We start from the raw sequence: 22,403 nt of genomic DNA on the forward strand, positions 1-22,403 counted from the left end.
AGAGAATACGATAGATGCTGTCGTTCAGGGAGGTTTGCCATGGTTGCCCGCGACCGTGTCGTCGGCCGAAAGCCCAGCGCACAGCCTGAATCCGAGAATGCTTCGTTGATCGATATCCCTGATGGGCACCTCATCGATCGCGCATTGCGATGCGTTCCGGAGCGCCGCAGAGTCCTTGCCTCACCGCCCCGCGGCAGCGCGACCACCGCGGTCGACGGCGACGCGGGTCTGCCCTATTTCGGGCGCGGACTGCATTATCTGCGCTGGGGTCCGGCGGAGATGATGAACCGCTATCGCCGCTACGGCCCCGTGTCACTCAACAGCTCCCTCGGTATCGATCGGGTGCTGGTCTGCGGACCCGATGCGATCGACGAGGTGCTCGGCAGGCGCCGCCGCGATTTCGGTCAGGGGTGGGACTACTTCATCGGCCCGTTCTTCAGGCGCGGTCTGCTGCTGCTCGAATTCGAGGAGCACATGTTCCATCGCCGGATCATGCAGCAGGCGTTCACCAGGGACCGGCTGGAGGCCCATCTGACCGCGCTGACGCCGGTGGCCGGCGAGGCAATCGGGCGCTGGGTTCCGCACGGCGAGACCCGCAGGACAATCAAGCTGTACCCGACGATCAAGGAACTGACCCTCGAGATCGCGGGGGAGACCTTCATGGCCGTCGACGTCGGCGCCCAACGTCGCATGCTGCTGGGTGCCTTCCTCGACTGCACGCACGCCGGGCTCTCGATCATCCGTCATCCGGTCCCCGGCGGGCATTGGCGTGCGGGTCTGCAGGGCCGCAAGGTGCTGGAGGACTACTTCACGGCGATGCTGCCGCAGAAGCGGCGCACCGAATCACCGGACTTCTTCTCTGGTCTGTGCCATGCGCGCACCGAGGACGGTGCGGAATTCAGCGACGCCGATGTGGTGAACCACATGATCTTCCTGATCATGGCCGCCCACGACACCACCACGACGACGGCCACAGCGGTCGCCTACTACCTGGGTAAACATCCGCAATGGCAGCAGCGTGTGCGTGCCGAAGTGTCGGCCATCGATCACGAAACCGGCAGTGCCGCACCGACGATCGCGGATCTGGACCGGATGCACGACCTCGACCTGGTGATCAAGGAGAGTCTGCGGTTGGTGCCGCCGGTGCCCGGTCTGGTGCGGCGGGCGGTGCGCGACACCGAAATCGCGGGCCGCTACATTCCGGCGGGCACGCCCTGCGATCTCGCCTACAGCGTCAACCATATGCTGCCGGAGCTGTGGACGAGGCCCGAGCGGTTCGACCCCGAGCGTTTTGCCGAACATCGCAGGGAAGACAAGTCGCACCGCCTCGCCTGGCTGCCGTTCGGTGCGGGCGCACACAAGTGCATCGGCATGCACTTCGGCACGTTCGAGGTGAAAACGATCATCGCCGCACTGGTGCGCGCATACGAGTGGACGATCCCCGAGGACTATCGAATGCCCTGGGGTTTCTCGACCATTCCGTTTCCGAGAGACGGCGCTCCGGTCGACCTACGCCGCCTGTGACGGGACCGCGCAGCAGCAGTCCTCGGCTGCTGCGCGGTTGGGGTGGTCAACGCCCGGAGAAAAGGAGCTCCGCAACCTTGGTGTCGGTCTCGGCGCCCTCGGTGTAGCCGCCGGCGTCGCCGAGCGAACTCATGATCGCCAGGGTGTAGCGCTCGCCGGGGCCTGCGAAGCCGACCGAATTCACCACCCAGCCACCCTGCTCGGCAGACCAGCCGTTCTTCAGCCCCGGTTGCATCTTCGGACCTGCGCCCCACACACCCCAGTGCTGGTTCATGTCCACCGAGCGCATCCGGTCGAAGAGATAGCTGCGGTCGTCGGGATGCATACGCGTGAAAATGTTGTCCATCAACCGGTCCAGGTCGGCGGCCGTGCACTTCTGGAAGGACCAGTCCGGGAACAACGCGGTGGTTGTTGGTAGCGGGACGAGGGTAACCATGCCGTTGGCGCGGAAGGCATTGTTGTAGGCCATCCGGTCGAAGCCCGCGTACTTGTTCCAGAGGAAATCGGCGGCGGCGTCGTTGGAGGTCGCCAGCATCGACTCCATCAGTCCGCGATCGCCCGGCGTGAGGTCGATCGCGCCGACCCGCGCGCGATTGAGCAGGTCCTCGGCAATCGCGAGCTTGATGGTCGAGGCGGTCCAGACCGAGTTCTCGGCATTCTCGTTCGCGTACACCCCGCCGCTGACCCGATCGCGAACCACGTAGCCGGTGACGCCGGGCCGACCGCTCAGGTAGGCGTCCACGGCCGCGATCCGGTTGCTCATATCGCAGTCGAAGCCGGGCAGGCAGCCTTGCATATGCGCGGGCGGCGCGGCGTTCGCGATCGGTAACAGCGCAGGTACGCTCGGTATCAAGATCGCCGCGGCAGCAAGGACACAGGTTGATGCGGCCACGCGGGGAACGGCCCGGGTGACGGCCAAGGGGTAACGCACGAGGGAACACGATGGCACATCGGCGCGCTGGGCGCACGTCTTGAGCTGGGCTGGCGACTGTGCTACTGCGAACGTTGCGCGCTTGCCTTGCAGTGTCTTTCGCAGCGGGTCGATCAGCGGAAAGCTGCGCGCAATTCCTCGACGGTTCGTCCGTTGAGCCGGTAGCAGTGCGCGAAGGCCTCGGAGTGACTATCGCGTGGCCAGGAATGTAAGACACAGGTGCGGCCATATGAGCGCGAGTTGACCAGCTCCCATCTGTCTCCGACTCGGCGGACTGTGAACCCGCCTCTCGGAACAAGGGGAATCACCATCGCAACCATGAAACGCGAACCAGCCTTTCGTGCAGTCTCCCGTTCCTCCCCGGTTGAGCACTGTTGCACATCGAGGCACTCGATCCGAGGTGACACGACGAAGTAAATCGTTCGTGTGTGGCTTATTTCACTCTCGGGCCACTGGGGTGCCGAAATTGCGTACCGATCGCTGGGCGTATAAACGTGCACGAAGCCCGAGGCGTTTCGACACAGAATCCGGACCCGACGAGAGGGCGCAGATGCCGCTGCACATCCACCGTGCCGAGCGCTCCGACGCCCTGGCGGATTCGCTGGCTGCGATGCTGGCCGTGCCGCTGCCCGATCCGTTCGCCGCGGAGGTGGTCGCGGTGCCCGCCAAAGGGGTGGAGCGCTGGCTGACACAGCGGTTGTCGACGGTGCTCGGCGTCGGCGGATCGGCGCGGACCGATGGTGTCGCGGCGAATATCGAATTCCCGTCGCCTGCCGCGCTGGTCGCCGCGTCGCTTGCCGCAGCGAGCGGAGTGCGACCCGAGGACGATCCGTGGGCGTCCGAGCGTGTGGTGTGGACGTTGCTGCGGGTGATCGACGCGTCGCTGTCCGAACCGTGGTCGGCGGTGCTTGCCCGGCACCTGGGTGCCAACGATCCCGTCGGAGGCGAACATCGCGTGGGCCGCCGCTACGCCACCGCCGCGCACTTGGCCGCACTGTTCGACAGTTACGCCGCACAGCGCCCGGCGCTCATCACGGAGTGGGCGGCGGGTGCCGACACCGACGGCGCCGGCGATCCGGTGCCCGACGATCTGGTGTGGCAGCCGGCGCTGTGGCGCCGGTTGCGGGCCGAGGTCGGTGAGCTCAGCCCCGCCGAGCGTCTTGCGGCCGCGTGCGACCGGTTGCGTGCGCAGCCCGAACTGGTCGATCTTCCGGTCCGGCTGTCGCTGTTCGGCGTGACCAGGTTGCCGAGCGATCAGCTCGCGGTGCTGTCGGCACTGGCCGCCGGGCGCGACATTCATCTGTGGCTGGCCCACCCCAGTCCGGCCATGTGGTCGCAACTGGCCGGGCGGCCGGCTGCCGTTGCCCGCGTCGACGATGTCGGCGCGACGGTCACTCGGCATCCGCTGCTGGCGGGGCTCGCACGCGACGTGCGTGAACTCCAGCAGCGGGTGGCCGGCGTCGTCGCCACCGATGTCCACCACCCGGAGGACACCGCACCACTGACATTATTGAGTGCGATGCAGGCCGGGATTCGTGATGATGTCTGGCCACCGACCTCGGGTCTCGGTGTCACCGGCGACGGCAGCATCCAGGTGCATGCGTGCCACGGCCCCGCACGTCAGGTGGAGGTGCTGCGGGAATGCTTGCTCGGGGTGTTCGCGTCCGATCCCACCTTGGAGCCGCGCGACGTGCTGATCATGTGCCCCGAAGTCGAGGCGTATGCGCCATTGGTTCGGGCCGCGTTCGGGCAGCGGACGTCGGGTTCGGGTGAGGCGGTTGTGGATTCGGCACATCCAGCGCACCGGTTGCGGGTGCGGCTCGCCGATCGCGGGCGCGGGGTCACCAATCCGCTGCTCGCGGTGATCGGGGTGCTGCTCGAACTGGCCGACGGGCGGGTGACGGTGACTCAGGTGCTGGACTTGGCCGCCTCCGAAACCGTCCGGCGCCGTTGCGGATTCGACGACGATGATATCGAGCGGTTGCGCGAGTGGGCGGCGGAATCGGGAGCGCGGTGGGGGATCGGGCAGCGGCAGCGGCAGGCGTTCGGGCTTGCCGACTTCGCGCAGAACACCCTCAACAGCGCGGTGGACCGGATCCTGCTCGGCGTCACCGCGGACGAATCATCGGAGGACTGGCTGGATCTGGCGCTGCCGCTGGACGACGTGGACAGCAACGACGTCGATCTCGCGGGCCGGTTCGCGGAATTCATCGACCGGCTCGCCGTCTGTCTGCGCGACCTGCGCGGGCCTCGACCCGCCCACGAATGGGCGACGGTGCTCGGTCGCTGCCTCGATTTGCTCACCGATGTGCCCGACAGCCAGGCGTGGGTGCGTACCGAGGCGCGTCGCGAGCTGGCCGCCGCCACCGAGCATGCCGGCGGTGTGCCGCTGCGGCTGGCCGATATCGGCGTGCTGCTGGCCGGACGGCTCGCGGCCCGGCCGACGCGTGCCAATTTCCGCACCGGTGAGCTGACGGTCTGCACCTTGGTGCCGATGCGGTCGGTCCCGCACCGCGTTGTGGTGCTGCTCGGCCTGGACGATGAGGTGTTCCCGCGGACCAGCGGCGTCGACGGCGACGACGTGCTTGCCCGTAATCCACTACTCGGCGAACGGGATCCGCGCAGCGAAGACCGGCAGCTGCTGTTGGACGCGATCATGGCGGCACGCGAGCGGTTGCTGGTGTTCCACACCGGCGCCGACCCGGTTACCGGTGCGCACCGGCCCCCCGCGATTCCGGTTGCCGAACTGCTCGACGCGATTCGGGTGTATGTCGGCGCCGACGGCATGTCGTCAGTGGTGACCCGGCATCCACTGCAGGCCTTCGATCGACGTAACTTTCTGGCGGAGCAGCCTTTCAGCTTCGACACGGTCGCCTTGGCCGGCGCGCAGGCCGCAGGCGGTGCCGCGCAGCCGCGCCCGGCGTTCCTCGCCGGACCGCTGCCTGCGGTCGATTTCACCGATGTCGCACTCGCGGACCTGATTTCGTTTGTCGAACACCCGATCCGCGCGTTCCTGTGGCAGCGTCTGGGCCTGCGCGTGCCCGAGCACGACGAGGACATCGCCGATCGGCTGCCCATCGAACTCGACGGACTCGCGAAATGGGAACTGGGCGAACGCCTGCTTGCCGCCCGGCTGACCGGCGCGGATCCGGCCGGTCTTCGTGCTGCGGAGTGGCGGCGCGGCACGCTGCCACCGTTCGGTTTCGGCGCCGCTGTTCTCGACGAGGTCGAGAACACCGTCGACAAACTGGTCCGCGCATCGCTGCCCGAATATCAGGGATCGGCGCGCGCTGTCGACATCGCGATCGATCTCGGCAACGGCCGCAGGCTCACCGGGACAGTGCCGGAGGTGCGTGGCGAAACCCTGGTCCGCACCACGTTCTCCCGGCTCGCACCGAAACACCGCATCGCTGCATGGGTGTCGCTGCTGGCACTGGCGGTCACCGAGGACCGCTCGTGGCACGCGGTGACCACCGGCCGCGGCCAATTCGGCCGCCCCGCATGGCGTTCCGTGCTCACCGCCCCCGACGCGCCTGCCGCGCTGACGGTGCTGCGAGAACTGGTGAAACTGCGCGACGCCGGCCTCACCGAACCTCTCCCGATCGCCCCGGGAGCCACCGCCGCCTACGCCGACCGCCGCTTCCGCGGCTCCACCGTCGAGGAAGCGTGTGCCGCCGCAGAACGCGAATTCAACGGCGGCCCCAACGGTCCGGGCCCCTTCGGCGACCACACCGACCGCCACCTCCGCTATGTCTGGGGACCCGCCCCCCGCCTCGAACACCTCACCGAAGCCCCCGAACCTCCCGGCGAACCCGGCGAAATCACCCGCTTCGGTGCCCTGGCCCGCCGTATGTGGGCACCGCTGCTGGCCGCCGAAAGCCAGGGCCAGCCGTGACCCTGGTCCTCGTTTCGCATCATGGGGTGGCATGTTTTCCGGGGGTTGTCGGCGTGGCATGTCGGGGGAGCGGGGCCGGGCGGGTGACGATGGTGGCGAATCCTGGGTGGCCGGGTGGTAGCCGAGGTTCGGATACGCGACCGTCGGGGTCGTTGTCGGACAGCGGAAGTGGGTGGTGGGCGTGACCGTTCAGGACACGGCGTTCGCCATCCCGGAGATGGCGGCAGCCGACCGGTTCGATCCGAATGGGCCGTTGCCGACCGGTACCACGGTGTTGGAGGCGAGTGCGGGGACCGGTAAGACACACGCGATCGTCGGTCTCGCGGTGCGGTATGTGGCGGAGGCCGGGATCGATGTCTCGCAGCTGTTGCTGGTGACGTTCAGTCGGGCTGCGACGCAGGAGCTTCGGGAACGCACCCGGGATCGGTTCGTAGCGGTTGCCGCGGCGCTGGCCGATCCAGAGCGGGCGCGGACGCACTCCGATGAGCTGATTCGCCTTGTTGCCCAGGCAGATTCGAGTGAGGTGGGCACACGTCGCAATCGATTGCTCACGGCGCTCTCGGATTTCGATGCGGGGACCATCGCCACGACGCACAGCTTCTGCCAGCGCATGCTGGACGAGCTCGGGTTGGCCGGTGAGCACGACCCCGGTTCGCGTCTGGTGGAGACCGTCGACGACCTGGTGGGGACCGTCGCCGACGATCTGTTCCTGAACCGGTACGCCCGCGCCGAACCGCCGTTCTCCTTGAAGGAGGCGCACACGCTGGCGCTGGCCGCCGTCGGCGACCGGCACGCGGTGCTCGTCCCGAAGGGCGACGGCGCCGCGGGGGAGCGGGTCGGCTTCGCGACCGCTGTCCGCGCCGAGACCGAACGCCGAAAGCGCCTGGCCGGTCTGCGCGATTTCGACGATCTACTGGTGCTGCTGCACGACGTCCTCGCCGATCCCACGCACGGTCCGCGCGCCTGCCGCCGCATTCGCAATCGCTATCGAGTCGCCCTCGTCGACGAGTTCCAGGACACCGACCCGCTGCAATGGGACATCCTGCGCCTCGCCTTCCACGGCCACTCGACCCTGGTTCTGGTCGGCGACCCCAAACAGGCCATCTACGCCTTCCGTGGCGCGGAGGTGCTCAGCTATCTCGACGCCGTCCAACACGCCGACACCCGTAAAGAACTCACCACCAACTGGCGCAGCGACGCAGGCCTACTGGCGGCCCTCGATCACCTGCACGGCGGAGCGGCGTTGGGCCACAAGGAAATCGCCGTCTACCCGGTGGCCGCCACCCGGCCGTGGTCCCGGCTGTCGGGCCCCGGAGATCTCATCACACCGTTGCGTCTGCGCTGTTTGCCCCGCACCGGTGCAGGGCCACTGAACAAGTCGGGCTTCCCTGCCGTCGGCCGCATGCGCGCCAAGGTCGCCGAAGACTTGGCAGCCGACATCGTCGGGCTGCTGGAATCGGGGGTCCTGGTCGAAGTGCAGGCAGGACCACCAGCCGCGGCCAACTCGCGCGGCGCGAGTGCCACGGTCGAACCGAGCGCCGCCGCTGGTATCACCTCGGATGGCGCGGTCGGCGTTCCAGGCGTGGTGCGCAGGCCGATCGGGCCCGGCGACATTGCGGTGCTGGTGCGCACCAGGTCTCAGATCGATGTGGTGCGGGCGGCTCTGGATCGTGTGGGAGTCGCTTCCGTTCTCGCAGGCGGCACCAGTGTGTTCGCGACGAGCAGCGCCACCGATTGGCTCTGGTTGCTGCGTGCGCTCGAACAGCCACATCGGTCCGATCGGGTGCGGTTGGCCGCGTGCACACCTCTGCTCGGGATTACTGCCGTCGAAATCGACAGCGGCGGAGCCGATCTGGTGGGTCGGATCAGTTCGCAGCTGCGTGAGTCTGCGCGGTTGTTCGTGCGGGCCGGTTTCGCAGCGGTGTTCGAGAAGCTGTCCGCCGAAGCGAATCTGGCACCGCGACTGCTGACGATCGAGAACGGCGAGCGGCAGCTGACCGATCTGCGGCACATCGCGCAGTTGCTCGATCAGGTGGCGTTGACCGAAGGCCTCGGGTTGACAGCGCTGACCCGCTGGCTTGCCGACCGGGTGCGCGATCCCGCGTCCGGGTCGGTGGCCGATCGCAGCCGCAGGCTCGATCGGGATGCGGCGGCGGTGCAGATCGCCACGGTGCATGCAAGCAAGGGCCTCGAATTCCCCATCGTCTACCTGCCCTTCGCGTGGGACAACGCGAAGAACCCTTATCCGGCGACCCTGCTGTATCACGACGACCACGGCGCCCGCGTGCTGGATGTCGGCGGCCAGGACGCCGCCGGGTACGCCGAACGCAAGCTGCGCAGTGAGACCGAGGAAGCGGGTGAGGAACTGCGCCTGCTGTATGTCGCCCTCACCCGGGCGATGTGCCAGATCGTCACCTGGTGGGCTCCGGCGATCACCACGGCGGCTTCGCCGTTGCACCGGATGATCCTCGGCCGCCCCGACGGCGGCGATATTGTTCCCGGCCGCGCCGCCGTGCCCGCGGATGCTGCTGCGGTACAACTGCTTTCGGCATGGGGTGCGGGCTCGGCCGCGGCGATTTCGGTGACGGGTGTCGAAGGGTTCGACGCCGTCGAGATCCGGCGGGTGCGCAGCGAATCCGCGACCGGAGCGCTTGCGGCCGCGCAGTTTTCCCGCGTTATGGATCAGCAATGGCGGCGCACCTCGTACTCGGCGTTGACCGCAGGCGCCCACGATGCGGCTGTCGCAGAGTCCGAACCCGAGGACGAGCGAGGTCCGGCCGACGAACCGAGCGCACCGGTGCTGGAGGAGACCGACCCGCCGGTAGCGGGGGTCGCGTCGCTGATGAACGCCCTGCCCTACGGAGCAGAGTTCGGCACCCTCGTGCACGGCGTACTCGAGCTGATCGATACCGACGCGGCTGACCTGGCCACCGAGGTGCACAGTCGCTGCCGTGCGGCGACCGAGGAATTGATGGCAGAGGCGGATCCCGAAATCCTGGGTACCGCATTGCTGGCGGTGCTGCGCACGCCACTCGGATTCGGTTGTCTTGCCGACATCTGCGGACCAGACAAGCTGAACGAGCTCGAATTCGAGCTTCCCTTGTCCGGCGGCGACGCCCCCTGCGCGCACGCGGCTACGCTGGGTCGCATCGCCGACCTGCTGCGTGAGCACCTTCCGTCCGATGACGACTTCGGCTCCTACGCAGACCAATTGGCAGCACTGGACGACGTCCCCCTGCGCGGCTACCTCACCGGCAGCATCGACGCTGTGCTGCGCGTCACCGAATCACCTGGCGCCGAACCGCGATTCGTCATCGTCGACTACAAAACCAACCGCCTCGGCTCCGGCGACCTCACCGTCGATCATTACACCCACGACCGGATGGCCGCGGAAATGCTGCGCTCCCACTACCCCCTGCAGGCGCTGCTCTATTCGGCAGCGCTGCACCGCTACCTACGCTGGCGCTTGCCCACCTACGACCCGGTCCACCATCTCGGCGGCGCCCGCTACCTCTTCGTCCGCGGCATGATCGGCCCCGAAACCCCCTCGGGTTGCGGCGTCTTCGACTGGAACCCACCGACCGAACTGATCATCGCCCTCTCCGCTCTGCTCGCCGGCGAGTCCGGCCGATGAGGGCGACTACCGTCCATTGCACGCGATGGGACTCCGCACCCGCCAATTCGTGGGTGACCGGTTGCGAGGAGCGCGACCGCTCGGCGCCGCCCACCCCGCCCTCTACGCAAGTGGCTGTCCCGCAGGCGAATTCGCAGATGGCGATTCAATGGGCGCGCGGCCACTTCGTGTGGGTAGGCGCGGTGCAGATGTGTGCGGCTGTCGTACGTGCGCAGGTGGATGCTCCGTGTACGGATTCGTCGGCGGTATTGCGCACTGAGTGCGACCGCCCGGCGATGTCGAAGGGGAAGGCGGGGCGATGACATCGATTCAGTTGGCGCAGCGGGGGACCGGGTTGTTGCGGACCTTCAATGAAGCGGGGGTGCTTTCGGCGGCCGACGTGCACGTGGCGCTGCGGTTGGGACGGATGGGGCGGGAGTCGTCGGAGGAGGTGTTGTTCGCAGCGGCGCTCGCGGTGCGGGCGGTGCGGTCCGGGTCGGTGTGTCTGGAGTTGCATCGGATGCGGGAGATCGGCGTGGATGCCGACGAAACCTGGGATGCCGGAGCGGGTGTCGATCCCGCGACGTTGCCGTGGCCTGAGATCGATTCCGTTGTCGCGGCGTTGCGGGTGAGTCCGCTGGTGTGCGGTGGACCGGCGGGTCCGTTGCAGCCCTTGCGGCTTGTCGACGCGCAGCGCAGCAGCGATGTGGGTCCGCTGTTGTACCTGGACCGGTATTACCAGCAGGAGCAGACCATTCGGCGGGTGCTCACCGAGCGTTCGAGTGATCATCCGGTCGTCGATCCGGCCATCGTGCGGCGTGAGCTGGACCGACTCTTCGAGCTGTCGGTCGGTGCGGCCCCGGACCGGCAGCGGTTGGCCGCTGCGCTCGCCGCGACGCACTGGACGACCGTGGTCGCGGGCGGGCCCGGCACCGGCAAGACCCACACCATCGCCAGGATCCTGGCGTTGCTCGATGCACATCAGCGGGCGAATCCGAAACTGCCCGCGCTCCGGATCGCCATGGCAGCACCCACCGGCAAAGCGGCTGCGCGCCTGCAGGAAGCGGTGCGCGAGCAGGCCGACGCGCTCGACCTGCCGGAACTCACCGCCGCCACCCTGCACCGGCTGCTGGGCTGGCAGCGCGGCCGCACCACCAGGTTCCGGTTTCACGAATTCAACCGGCTGCCCTACGACGTGATCGTCGTCGACGAGACCTCGATGGTGTCACTGACGATGATGAGCAGACTGCTTGCCGCGCTGCGCCCGGATACCAGGCTGGTGCTGGTGGGCGACCCGGATCAGCTCGCCTCGGTCGATGCGGGCGCCGTCCTCGCCGACTTGGTGGCGGGACCCGTTGTCGGCGAACCGAATCCGGTACTGGACACGGTGCTCGGCACGGATTCGCTGGAATCCACTGCGGCCGAGGATAATCCGGAAGCGCTGACCAGCCTGGAGCGAACCCGGCTGCAGGGCGGCATCGTGCGCCTGACCCGTGGTCGCCGCTTCGGTGGAAAGATCGCCGAACTCGCCGTCGCGATCCGCGCGGGCGACGCCGACACAGCGCTCGAGTTGTTGCGTGCGGGCGGCCGGGAACTCTCGCTGAGTGCACCCGACAACACGGCGGCGGTCCGCGCCGATATAGTCCGGGCCGCACGAGAGGTCACCGCGGCCGCACTCGACGGTGACGCGGCGGGCGCACTGCAGGCCCTCGAATCCCATCGACTCCTGTGCGCGCACCGACAAGGCCCGTTCGGTGTCGAACGCTGGGACCGCATGGCCGCCGAATGGGCAGCCGGGGGCGGCGCGGGTCCCGACACCTATCAGGCTCCCTGGTATCCCGGGCAGCCCCTGCTGGTCACCGCCAACGACCACGAGGCTCGCATCTACAACGGCGACACCGGCGTGATCGTCCGCATGCCCGACGGTTCCCTGCGCGCGGCACTGCAACGCGGCAGCGAGCCCTACCTCGTGCACCCCACGCAATTCCCGGCGGTGGTGACGGTCTTCGCCATGACCATCCACCGCAGCCAGGGCAGCCAGTACGACACGGTCTCGGTCGTGCTGCCCGAACCCGAATCCACCCTGCTGACCAGGGAACTGCTGTACACGGCCGTGACCAGGGCCCGCCAACACGTGCGGATCATCGGCACCGACGACTCCATTCGCGCCGGTATCGCCCGCCGCGTGCTGCGCGCCAGCGGTCTCTCGCGCAGTTCCGTGGTGCCCGCATGATCGTCCGCGGGGGCATCCGTGAGCTCCTGACCTCGGAATCTCACGCTTTCCCACCGGCCACCGTCTACCCAGTGTGAGTTTGCCTCCGTTCGAGGAAGTCGTAGCCGAATACGGCCCGATGGTGTTGCGCGTGTGTCGGGCGGTCCTCGGTCCGACCGATGCCGCCGACGCATGGTCGGAGACCTTCCTGTCGGCATTGCGTGCCTATCCTGACCTCGACCCGGGGACGAACATCGAGGCGTGGCTGGTCACCGTCGCGCATCGGCGCGCCATCGATGTCGGGCGAGCGCTGGCCCGCGCGCCAGTCCCGGCCGACACTCTGCCCGAGCGCCCGGCCCCCAACGCCGACCCGGCCGGTTACGACCCCGATCTGTGGGCCGCACTCGCGGCGCTGCCGACCAAGCAGCGCCAAGCAGTCGCCTACCACTACCTGGCAGGCCTGCCGCACGCCGAAATCGCCCAGCTGCTGGGCAATTCCACCGACGCAGCTCGCCGCGCCGCCGCCGACGGGCTGAAATCCTTACGCAAGCTCTACCCGAAGGATCGATCATGATGGCCACCATCGACCGCGGGGACCCCCTCTTCGACGGGCTGACCCCCGGCAGCGCCGACCTCCTGTCCGCCTTGCATCGTCGCCTGGCGGCCGAGGCGCAGTCCGCCGGCCTGCTCGACGTCGCCTACCGCACACTCGACACACCCGTCGGCACTCTGCTGCTCGCGGCTACCCCCGCAGGCCTGGTCCGCGTCGCCTATCCGAACGAGGACCACGACACCGTCCTCGCTACCCTCGCCGAGCGAGTCAGTCCACGAGTCCTCGCCGCACCCACGCGCCTGGACGCCGCGGCAAGGGAGATCGACGAGTACTTCACCGGCGCCCGAACACAATTCGACCTCACGCTCGACCTACAGCTCACCGGCGGCTTCCGTCGTCAGGTCATCCAGCACCTGCGAGACATCGGTTACGGCCGTCGTGAAAGCTATGCCGCCGTTGCCGCCGCCGTCGGCAACCCGCGCGCTGTCCGGGCCGTCGGCTCCGCCTGCGCGCACAATCCCCTCCCGGTGGTCATCCCGTGCCACCGCGTCGTGCGCAGCGACGGCACCATCGGGCAGTACGTCGGCGGCACCGCAGCCAAGAACACCCTGCTCAGCCTCGAAGCAGCATAGGTCGTCGAGCGTCGGCCTCGGACGTCCGTGCCAGTGCCGAGTTCGGTCGACCGGTGGACGCCCGACGGACCGCGTAGGGGCGTCGTGCAGAAAAGAAGGAGAATTCGATGACTGCATCGAAAACCATTACTTCACTGTCCGATCGGGTCGACGCGCAACAGTGGGCCGAGCTCACCGCCGAGATCGATGCGCATGGCAGCGCGCAGACCGGACCGTTGCTCACCCCCGGCGAATGCGCCGAGTTCGTATCGATGTGGGACGAGCGCGCTCGGTTCCGCTCGACCATCGATATGGCGCGCCATCGATTCGGCGAGGGCACCTACCGGTACTTCGGGAATCCGGTTCCGGAGCCGATCACCGCCTTGCGCGCGGCCTTCTACCGCAAACTATTGCCCATCGCCCGAACCTGGGCGGCACGTCTCGGCGACCACGCACCGTGGCCGGACGACTTCGCGGACTGGCTGGACGCCTGCCACGCTTCAGGACAGACCAGACCGACACCGATCCTGTTGCGCTACACCAGCGGTGACTGGAATGCCCTGCACCGCGACCTCTATGGCGATCTGGTGTTTCCGCTTCAGGTGGTGATCGGCCTGGACCGCCCGCGCGTCGACCACACCGGAGGCGAGTTCCTCCTCGTCGAGCAGCGCCCGCGCGCCCAGTCGAAAGGCACTGTCACAGTGCTGGAACAGGGCCACGGCTTGATCTTCACTACCCGCGACCGCCCTACCCCGAGCGCCCGAGGATGGTCGAGAGCCCCCATGCGCCATGGCGTCAGTCGTATCCGCACCGGCATCCGCCACACCCTCGGCCTGGTCCTGCACGACGCCGAATAGTCAAGTCCCACACCATGTCCGAGCGGATGTACACGCTCATCGACGCCGACGGCCGCCCGTACCGCACGGCGGTACCGGGCCGGTTCGGCGGTCACCGCCGCAGCAAGATCTACGGCCGTCTGGACTGTCCCGCCGCTCTGCGCGCCCTCACCCGTGGCCATTACCACCCCCATCGCGTCTTCTTCGCCGACGAAGACACCGCCATCGGCGCAGGCTATCGCCCCTGCGCCAGCTGCATGAAGGAGCGATACGCGGTGTGGAAAGTCACCGAGCGTGGGGGTCGGTAGATCAGTTCCGTGGTGATGCTGCGGGCGCGGCGGGTTGGGGAAGTAGAAATCCGAGGACGACCCCGGCGACGGGAATGGCGCACAGGGTCGTCAGCGCGGCTGCCGGGCCTTGCTTGTCCGCGATGACGCCGAGGACTGGGACGAACAGTCCGCCCGCACTGACCGCGAGCCCGAGGGTGACCCCGGCGGCGGTTCCCGGGCGGGTCGGCAGGTAGTCCTGTCCGAGCTTGACCAGCACGGCAAAAGGAATATTGACAGTGACGCCCGCAAGCACCGCGAACAGGAGTCCGAGTTCGGCATTCGGAATCAGGCGGAGCGCGGCCAGTGCGGGAAGGGCAGCGACACTACCGATTCGGATGGTGCGCAGCATTCCGACACGGTCGGCGATGCGTCCACCGAGTAGCGTGCCCGCGACACCGCCGCCGAGGAACGCGGCCAAGGCGGCGCCGCCGAGGGTGTGCGAGGAACCAAGGTGGTTGATCCAGTACAGCGCGATGAAGGTGTTCATCCCGGCATAGATGACAGACCGGACCAACTCGACCCCGGTGAGCAGAAAGAACGGCACCCACCGGTCGTGGCCATCGATCCTGGGCTGCACAACGGTATTTTGGATTCGACGGTGCTGGTAGCGCCACAGCACGAACCCCATCAACACAGCGGGCGGAATGAAGAGCGCGGTGGCGCCGACACCGAGCGAGACCAGCGCTGGCGTCGCCAAAGCCGGTGCCAGGAAGAACCCGACGCTGCCGCCGGCCGCGAAGAGGCTCATCGCCATCGCGCTGTGCCCCGCGTCGCGGCGCGCGTCGCGCCCGGCCGCGGGATGGAATGCGGCGACGCCGATCCCCGAGAGCAGGAGTAACGCCCACACCAGCGGATAGGTGGGTGCGAGGCCTGCGAGTCCCGCACCGAGGCCCGCGGTCACGACGCCGACAGGCGCAAGCCACAGGATCCGCCGTCGATCGGCCAGCAGGCCGAGGATCGGTTGCGGCAGTGCGCTTCCCAATGTGGCCGCGAGCGCAAGACCGGCTGCCTGGGCGTAGCTGTAGTCGCGTTCCAGTACGAAGAACGGGATGCTCGCAGGCACCAGTCCCTGATAGAAGTCGTCGACCGCATGCGCGATCACCCAGTACCGCATCCGTTGCCACGCCGATTCCACCGGCATGGTGGATGCGGCTTCGACCGGCGTATTCACCATCGCTGACCACCATTTCCCTCGTTGTCGATGGTCAGCGTAGGGAAAGGCGATCTGGCTGGCTTCCGATAAAATGCCGAGTTGTGTCGATAATCCGCCATGACGATCGAACTACGGTGGCCCACGACCTCCCCGGGGGATCACGCATCGAGCGGCACCGGCACACCGAGCACCAAATCGTGTATCCGAGTGCCGGGGTGGCAGAGGTACGCACCGAGGCAGGCTGCTGGATCGCCCCCGCCGATCGGGCGATCTGGATTCCCGCCGGGTGCTGGCACGAGCACCACTTCTACGGGCCGACCCGATTCCACTGTGTCGGCTTCCCCTCCGACGAATCGGTGTGCTGGGCAACACCTTCCGTACTCACGGCACTCCCGCTGGTCCGCGAACTCATCATCGCCTGTTCGACCTCCGGCCAGCTGCCCGAGGCGGAGGCGGCCCGGCTGCGGCAAGTCCTACTCGACCAACTGCGCCGCAGCCCCGAACAACAACTCCGCTTGCCTGCCGCCGCCGATGCGCGGCTCCGGAAAGCTTGCGCGCTGGTCGAAGACGACCTCTCCGTGGTGTGGTCACTCGCCGACTTGGGTGTCCGGGTTGGTGCAGGCGAACGAACCCTCACCCGGTTGTTCCGCACCGAATTCGCCATGACTTACCCCCAATGGCGAACCCAGCTGCGCTTGCATCGGGCGGTGCAACTGCTCGCCGACGGCGTCGCGGTGACGGCGGTCGCCCATCGCTGCGGATGGGCGTCGACCAGTGCGTTCATCGATGTCTACCGCCGGATGCTCGGGCATACACCGGGGACCTATCACGCCGATCGAGACCTGAAACGGTGGTAAGGCCGAAGCTCGGATTCCGCTGATGGTCAAGTGAGGTCGGAGACGCCGGTGACCGCGTCGCCATCGACGTGTACCCGAGCTCGCAGCCCGGTGCCGATGAGTCGACGGGCCGCGATATTGCCCGGTGTCGTCGTCGCCGTGATTCGGCACGCGCCGGTCTCGGCGGCAAGTCTGCGTAGCTGCGCGGTGACAATGCTGCCGATTCCGCGGCCGCGGTGCGACCGGCCGATCCAGATTCCCGCCTCCAGGTCGTTCCCACGAGGTTCGAGCCGGGCAGCTCCGACCGCCTCGCCGTCGACCGTGATGACAAAGGTCCGTTCGCTCGGGCGGGTGGGATGCAGGGCGCGTCCGCGATGGAATTCGACGAACGCGTGCCTGCGCTGCGGTGTCCATCCCGGTGGTCCGTCGACAGCCGCCATCACCTCGAACGGGTCGGCATCGGCGACCGCCGCGTCGAGCAGCGGTCGCAGGTTTTCCTCGCTGAGCTCCTCGAGCGTGACGGACGGCGGAAGTTCGTTCACAGTGTCGAGGCTCCCCTGGCGCGCCGCAGGCAGTCAACAGGTTTACAACGACGCAGCTGGATACGACCGTGACCGCACAGTGTGCTGACATCGTTTCGACAGCTTGCTCGATCGCGAGCCGAGTACGACGCCATGACCCCCCGGACCACGCAGCGCGGGTCAGCGGAAGCGTAGGAGCATCGCCAGGCTGGTGGTGCCCGCTCGGTTGATGATCTCGGAGCCCGCCACCTCGACGAAGCCGAGGCGGGTGTAGAGGTGGCGGGCAGGGTTGTCGGCGCGGACGCTGAGGCTCATGCCGCCGTAGCGGGTTCGGGCGTCATCGAGGAGGCGGGCCAGCAGCGCGGTGCCCAGGCCGGTGCCACGCGCGGCGGGGCTGGTGGCGATGGCGAGCTCGGGGATGTCGTCGGCGACGTAGCCGTATCCGGCGTTCTCCTTGTCGAACAGGCGAATCCATGCGGCCCCTTGCGGCTGCTCGGCCGAAGCGCCGCCGACGACGCCGAGATCGCCCTCGGTGCCCCACTTCTCGACGTAGCGGGCAAGTTCCGGAACCGCACGTAGGTCATCGGGGGTGGGTGTGCCCTGTTCCGCAGCGTGCGAGGCCTCATACAGCATGCTCCAGAGAAACGGTTCGTCGTCGGTTTCCGCGGGGCGGAGAAACAGTGATGCCATGCTCGACGACGATAGTGACCCCGGGACATGGCAAGCCATCGGGAACAGGGTTGCGCTGCCGCGATCAGCCTCCGGGCGGCAAGAGCGGGACGACCGCTTCCGCGATCTCGGTGGCGGCGGCGCAGGGGGAGAGTTTGCGAGGGTGCAGTCCGCGCGGGTCGTCCACCAGGATGTAGAGCGATCCGTTCTTCATGTCGACGTTGATCGTGCAGCCGCCCGGCACGTCGGGGCGGGCTTCATAGCGCAGCGCTCTGCGGCCGGCGATGGTCAGATCTGTTGCGGTGGCAAATTTTTCACGAACTCGAGCGAGGGTGCCGTTGGTGGTCTGCACACGGAATGTGTAGGCACTCTGCGCAACGAACAGGCAGCCCTTCCAGCGCGCGTCGCCGGTGCTCTCCTGTCTGGTGGCAGGGGGACGCGCGTCCCACTGATGGGATGCCAGGAACGACGGTGTCAGTGCGGTGCACGGATCGAAGGACGTGCTCTGCCCCGATCCGCTCGTCGGCGCGCCGAGCGCCGCCGAGGATGGTCTGGCGGTTATCGACGTTGCCGAAGGCCGCGGCTCACCGCCGCATCCGCCGAGCACGGTCACCACGAGCGCGACCGCCGCGACCCCGGCCGACCGGCTACCGGCGCCGCGCCTCATGTGGTGATCTCACGCATCTGCCCGGCGAACTCGGCGTCGGTGCGCTCGAAGGCTTCGCGAATGGCGGTGAACAGGGTCTGGATCTCGGTGGCGGCCGCGATGTAGTCCCCGAGGGTGTCATAGGCGTTGTTGGGCCCGCCGAATGCCTTCTCCCGAAATAGCTGGACCAGCTCCATCGCCGACGACAGCCGAGGGTTGTCTTCGCCGAGACCCCAGTACTCGCGCTCGCCGAGTGCGCGCGCGTCGTTCTGGGCCGAGGACAGGTCGATGATCAGGTCTCGGCAGGCCCTGTCGATGTCGAGGAACGCCTGCGGCGCCATCCGCACCTTCAGCGCCCCCGTCTTCGCGTCCTCGATGTACACACTGAACGGACTGTCAGCAGCCATGGCGGTCGCCCCTTCCACTAGCTCCATCTGATCAATAAGACGCACCTGATCGCGAGCCGGTTCCATCGAAGCACAGAAATCACCGGTTCGAGTGGCGCAAAACAGACAAGTGGCGGCTGCGGGCGATCGGCGAATTCGCCGCCGGCGGAACCACTTACCGGTTCCTGGAGGCGCGGTTGCCGTGGGCGACTGCGCCGTATGTCCTATTCAGCGTGCTCGATGAGCTGGTCATCGAGCTCCCGACAGCGCCGAGTATTCACCCGATTCGTGGTGCGTGGCCCGGCACGTGAGCACCTCACCCGGGTGCTCGCCGCGTTGGTATGATCCGGTGTTGGCGAGTGGCCATCAGGACAGCGTGGGCGCGGGCTGCTCGACATGTTCGGTGACCATGGTGCTCGGTCGAGGTGGTCCACCCGCTCCGGGCATCCACCAATTCGCGCGACCCATCAGCTTGACCAGCGCCGGGACCAGCAGCATTCGGACCAGGGTTGCGTCCACGATCAGCGCGATGATCATGCCGAGTCCGAGGAAGCGCATCGGTGTCAGTGGCGAGAGGGTGAACGCGCCGGTGACGAGGATGAGCAAGGTGGCGGCCGCGGTGATCACCCTGGCAGTCTTGACCGTGCCGATGCGAACGGCGGCGGCGGTGTCGGCGCCCGCATGGTGTGCCTCCACCATGCGGGAGAGCAGGAAAACCTCATAGTCGGTGGACAATCCGAAGACCACGGCGATGATCAACACCAGCATGCCGGCCGCGAGTGGGGCGGGACTGATGTCGAGCACGTCGGCGAGATTGCCGTCGTAGAAGATCCAGGTGAGCACGCCGAATGTTGCGGCGAGGCTGAGAATTGCCATGACGACCGCCTTGAACGGCAGCACGATCGAGCGGAACGCGGCCGACAACAGCAGCACAGTGGCTGCCACCATGGTCAGGATCATCCACGGCATCCTTGCCACGATCGAATCGACGCTGTCGACGGTCGCCGCGGTATCGCCACCGACGCGAAGTGTGGTCGCCGCTGGAGGATTCAGGTTCCGTATGGCTTCGACGGTCGCGGCGGCGGCTTCACTGCGATCTGCGGCGGACAGGAAAGCGTGCAGGACGACGAAGTCTTCTGCGCGCCCGACCTGGAACACCTGACCGACACCGTCGGCCGCGCCGATGTCATGGGTGGCCGCATCGACCGCCGCCGCGTTCGGCGGAGTCCCGTCCCGGCCGCGCAGCACCGCGGTGACGCCACTGCTCGCCGCCGGGAAATTTGCGGTGAGTTCTTCTACCACACTGCGCATTTCATTGTCGGGAGGCAGGGCACGCTGATCGATGTCGCCGAGCCGCACTCCCGTCAACGGACCCGCGAGCACCAGCAGCACGGCGCCGACGGCGACCGCGACAAGACCGGGCCGCCGCAGCACACCGTCCACGACGCGACCCCAGAATCGTTCGGTCCGCTGCTCGGGTATGGTCTGCCCGATCCGAGCGCCGAACAGCGCCAGCATCGCGGGCAGCACCGTGAGCGACAAGCCCGCCGCGAGTGTGACGGCCGCGATAGCACCGAATCCGAGCGACCGCAGCACCGCCTGGGGATAAATGAAAGTGCCTGCGAAGGCACAGATCAGCAGCAGGGCGGAGAAGGCGACGGTGCGACCGGCTGTGGCGCAGGTCCTTTCGATCGCCGCGGCGACGGTGTGTCCCTCCGCGACTTCCTCACGGAACCGGGTCACCATGAACAGCCCGTAGTCGATCGCCATGCCGAGCCCGAGCAGCGACGCGATATTGAGCGCGAACGTGCTGACCTCGGTGACCTCGCCGAGCACACGAATCGCGCCCATCGAGCCGAGTACCGCGAGCAGCCCGACGGTCACCGGAAGCGATGCGGCCACCACACCACCGAAAAGCAGGACAAGGATCAGCAGCGTGATCGGTAGCGAAATTGATTCGGCCACCACCAGATCGTGCTGCGACTGGCCATTGATTTCGGTCGCCAACGCGCTGTAGCCCGACAGTTGGGTATGGATCCCAGGAACCTGCAGTCCCGCTTCGATATCGGGGTAGGCGTGGACGCGCCGGGTTTCGTCGCCGGCGGTGAACACCACGGCCAGCGCCTTCCTGCCGTCGGCGGAGCGCAGGAACCCTTTGCTCGGTGGCACGCTGCTCCAGTAGGACTGGATCGGGCGCTCCAGTAGCGTCGGATCGATCCGGCCGAGCGCCTCCTGGATGCGCGGGCCGATGTCGTCGAGGGTGTGACCCTCCGGTGCGGTGTAGAGCGCGACGACGTCGGGGTTCTGCGGTCCGAAATGTTCGCGAACCACCTGATCGACCAGCGCTGATTCGCTGGTCGGGTCGGTGAATCCGCCCGCGCTGACCTCGTCGGCCGCGCCCGTGCCGAGCACACCGAACAGCAGCATTGCCCCGACAACGACGGCGAGCACCGCGCGTGGACGCGCGATGATGAAGCGAGCCGAGGTGATCACTGCTTTTCCCTGACCGGTAGCTCTTGCTCGAGCCGGGCGACAATGTGGTCGAGGAGTGCCTCGAGCCGGGCCTCGATGCCGACGCCGTTGCGGCACGACACCGACACTTCGGTCTTGCCACCGGACTCCACGAGACCGAACAGCAATGGCATCGCGACGCTGTGCTGCGGCACCACGCGAATGGTCGTCGGCCGGAAGCCCGGCGGCGAGAGGGCGTCGAGGTCGAACGCGCCGACATGAGAGACTATGGCGGAGGCCAGATTTCGGCCGTACCGGGAACCGAGCCAGTTCGTGGTGCGCAGGATCGCCCGGCCGACGAGGTCCGGTATCCGCACCAGACCGCTGTTGTCCATCTGGTTCAATTCGCGCCGTTGCGCAAGACCGGCCTTGATCTGCGCCTTGGCCACGGTCCAGTCCTGGCCGGGTTCGAGATCCAGGAACAGCGGCAGCGCCAGGTTCGCGGTCGAGCGCAGTTGCGGATCGTGCCTGCGCAGATCGACCGGCATCATGATTCGGGAAGGGCCCTCGGTCTGTTCCGCCAGGATGGCCGCGACGCGCGCGACGCCACCCGACCCGGTCGCGTCGATCGTCCGGTGTCGCAGCAGATGTCGTGGTCGCCCCGGTTCCTGGCGGCCGCGCCCGACCGCGCTCCGATACTTCGGCAGCGGCAGTGTCGCCTTGCCCGGCGGCGTCCCGATCCGGGCTACCAGCTGGTAGTCGGCGACGGGGTCCGGCATTGCGTCCGGTGTCTCGCCGCGCAGTACTTTGAGCACGTTGGTCATCCAGAGCACCATGCCCATGCCGTCCATGACCCCGTGGAAGGCGCGGAATAGCAGTGTGACCGGCTCGGCCGTCAGCAACACCACCTCGGCCGTTGCTCCGAGAGAGGGCGCGATAGGGCTGGTGAGCACGTGATCGGTTTCGAGGTCGGGGTACTGAACGGTATGGCCGTCCACGACCCGCACCGCCGGAGCGATGCCGCTGTCGACCCACTCGCCACCCATGCGCCGCAACCGCGCGCCGGGGCATGCATCGGACGCCACGGCCACTGCCTGGCGCAGGGCCTCTCGGTCGATGATCCCTTCCCCGTGGATCATCGCCTGCATGAGGAACGGCGGTGCCAATTGCCGCATCGGGAAGTACATCCGCTCGGTGGGAGAGATCGGCCGGCGGAAGACGCTGTCGTTGCCCATGA

General features: G+C 67.6%; 17 protein-coding genes. 9 read left to right on the forward strand and 8 right to left on the reverse strand.

What is annotated here, in order from left to right; all coding sequences use genetic code 11:
- The first annotated feature begins 39 nt into the window (after nt 1-39).
- Nucleotides 40-1,524: a cytochrome P450 gene (locus OHQ90_RS21610; protein ID WP_442941149.1), complete on the forward strand. Its 1,485-nt coding sequence runs from the start codon at nt 40-42 to the stop codon at nt 1,522-1,524.
- Between the two features lie 46 nt (nt 1,525-1,570).
- On the opposite strand, the gene OHQ90_RS21615 is transcribed toward OHQ90_RS21610, so the two are convergent.
- Nucleotides 1,571-2,455, reverse strand: coding sequence for a tat pathway signal sequence (locus OHQ90_RS21615; protein WP_328400200.1), 885 nt, complete (start codon nt 2,453-2,455; stop codon nt 1,571-1,573).
- A 550-nt stretch (nt 2,456-3,005) separates the two neighbouring features.
- On the opposite strand from OHQ90_RS21615, the gene recC reads away from it, so the two are divergent.
- The 7 genes from recC (at nt 3,006) to OHQ90_RS21650 (ending at nt 14,483) form a co-directional block, all read left to right on the forward strand.
- A complete protein-coding gene (gene recC, locus OHQ90_RS21620; protein ID WP_328400202.1) occupies nt 3,006-6,350 on the forward strand; it encodes an exodeoxyribonuclease V subunit gamma in 3,345 nt (1,114 codons plus the stop codon).
- Between the two features lie 217 nt (nt 6,351-6,567).
- Nucleotides 6,568-9,984, forward strand: a complete 3,417-nt coding sequence (locus OHQ90_RS21625; protein ID WP_328413008.1) for a UvrD-helicase domain-containing protein — start codon at nt 6,568-6,570, stop codon at nt 9,982-9,984.
- A 298-nt stretch (nt 9,985-10,282) separates the two neighbouring features.
- Nucleotides 10,283-12,196, forward strand: coding sequence for an exodeoxyribonuclease V subunit alpha (recD, locus tag OHQ90_RS21630; RefSeq protein WP_328400204.1), 1,914 nt, complete (start codon nt 10,283-10,285; stop codon nt 12,194-12,196).
- Between the two features lie 79 nt (nt 12,197-12,275).
- Nucleotides 12,276-12,749: an RNA polymerase sigma factor gene (locus OHQ90_RS21635; protein ID WP_328413010.1), complete on the forward strand. Its 474-nt coding sequence runs from the start codon at nt 12,276-12,278 to the stop codon at nt 12,747-12,749.
- Nucleotides 12,749-13,360, forward strand: a complete 612-nt coding sequence (locus tag OHQ90_RS21640; protein ID WP_328413012.1) for a methylated-DNA--[protein]-cysteine S-methyltransferase — start codon at nt 12,749-12,751, stop codon at nt 13,358-13,360. The genes OHQ90_RS21635 and OHQ90_RS21640 overlap by 1 nt, the downstream gene beginning before the upstream one ends.
- Before the next feature lie 107 nt (nt 13,361-13,467).
- Nucleotides 13,468-14,196 (forward strand): 2OG-Fe(II) oxygenase, encoded by a 729-nt coding sequence (locus OHQ90_RS21645; protein WP_328400206.1) that lies wholly within the window; start codon nt 13,468-13,470, stop codon nt 14,194-14,196.
- A 14-nt stretch (nt 14,197-14,210) separates the two neighbouring features.
- Nucleotides 14,211-14,483 carry an Ada metal-binding domain-containing protein gene (locus OHQ90_RS21650; RefSeq protein WP_328400208.1) on the forward strand — a complete coding sequence of 91 codons (273 nt, stop codon included), beginning with the start codon at nt 14,211-14,213 and terminating at the stop codon, nt 14,481-14,483.
- A gap of 1 nt (nt 14,484) precedes the next feature.
- Here the strand turns inward: OHQ90_RS21650 and OHQ90_RS21655 are convergent, their stop codons facing one another.
- Complete coding sequence (locus OHQ90_RS21655) at nt 14,485-15,678, reverse strand: MFS transporter (RefSeq protein ID WP_328400210.1); 1,194 nt, start codon at nt 15,676-15,678, stop codon at nt 14,485-14,487.
- Nucleotides 15,679-15,758: 80 nt separating this feature from the next.
- On the opposite strand from OHQ90_RS21655, the gene OHQ90_RS21660 reads away from it, so the two are divergent.
- Nucleotides 15,759-16,514 (forward strand): AraC family transcriptional regulator, encoded by a 756-nt coding sequence (locus OHQ90_RS21660; protein WP_442941150.1) that lies wholly within the window; start codon nt 15,759-15,761, stop codon nt 16,512-16,514.
- A gap of 26 nt (nt 16,515-16,540) precedes the next feature.
- Here OHQ90_RS21660 and OHQ90_RS21665 read toward each other — a convergent pair whose 3' ends face one another.
- The 6 genes from OHQ90_RS21665 to OHQ90_RS21690 form a co-directional block, all read right to left on the reverse strand.
- A complete protein-coding gene (locus OHQ90_RS21665; RefSeq protein ID WP_328400214.1) occupies nt 16,541-17,035 on the reverse strand; it encodes a GNAT family N-acetyltransferase in 495 nt (164 codons plus the stop codon).
- 159 nt (nt 17,036-17,194) lie between these two features.
- Nucleotides 17,195-17,704: a GNAT family N-acetyltransferase gene (locus tag OHQ90_RS21670; RefSeq protein ID WP_328400216.1), complete on the reverse strand. Its 510-nt coding sequence runs from the start codon at nt 17,702-17,704 to the stop codon at nt 17,195-17,197.
- Nucleotides 17,705-17,768: 64 nt separating this feature from the next.
- A complete protein-coding gene (locus tag OHQ90_RS21675) occupies nt 17,769-18,350 on the reverse strand; it encodes a DUF3558 domain-containing protein (RefSeq protein WP_328400218.1) in 582 nt (193 codons plus the stop codon).
- Nucleotides 18,347-18,736 carry a hypothetical protein gene (locus OHQ90_RS21680; protein ID WP_328400220.1) on the reverse strand — a complete coding sequence of 130 codons (390 nt, stop codon included), beginning with the start codon at nt 18,734-18,736 and terminating at the stop codon, nt 18,347-18,349. The genes OHQ90_RS21675 and OHQ90_RS21680 overlap by 4 nt, the downstream gene beginning before the upstream one ends.
- Nucleotides 18,737-19,081: 345 nt before the next feature.
- A complete protein-coding gene (locus OHQ90_RS21685; RefSeq protein ID WP_328400222.1) occupies nt 19,082-21,208 on the reverse strand; it encodes an MMPL family transporter in 2,127 nt (708 codons plus the stop codon).
- The gene (locus OHQ90_RS21690; RefSeq protein WP_328400224.1) at nt 21,205-22,401 is read right to left on the reverse strand and encodes a peptide synthetase; all 1,197 of its coding nucleotides are present in this window, start codon (nt 22,399-22,401) and stop codon (nt 21,205-21,207) included. The genes OHQ90_RS21685 and OHQ90_RS21690 overlap by 4 nt, the downstream gene beginning before the upstream one ends.
- Nucleotides 22,402-22,403: the final 2 nt, after the last annotated feature.

It is taken from the genome of Nocardia sp. NBC_00403 (genome assembly GCF_036046055.1).
GTDB lineage: Bacteria > Actinomycetota > Actinomycetes > Mycobacteriales > Mycobacteriaceae > Nocardia.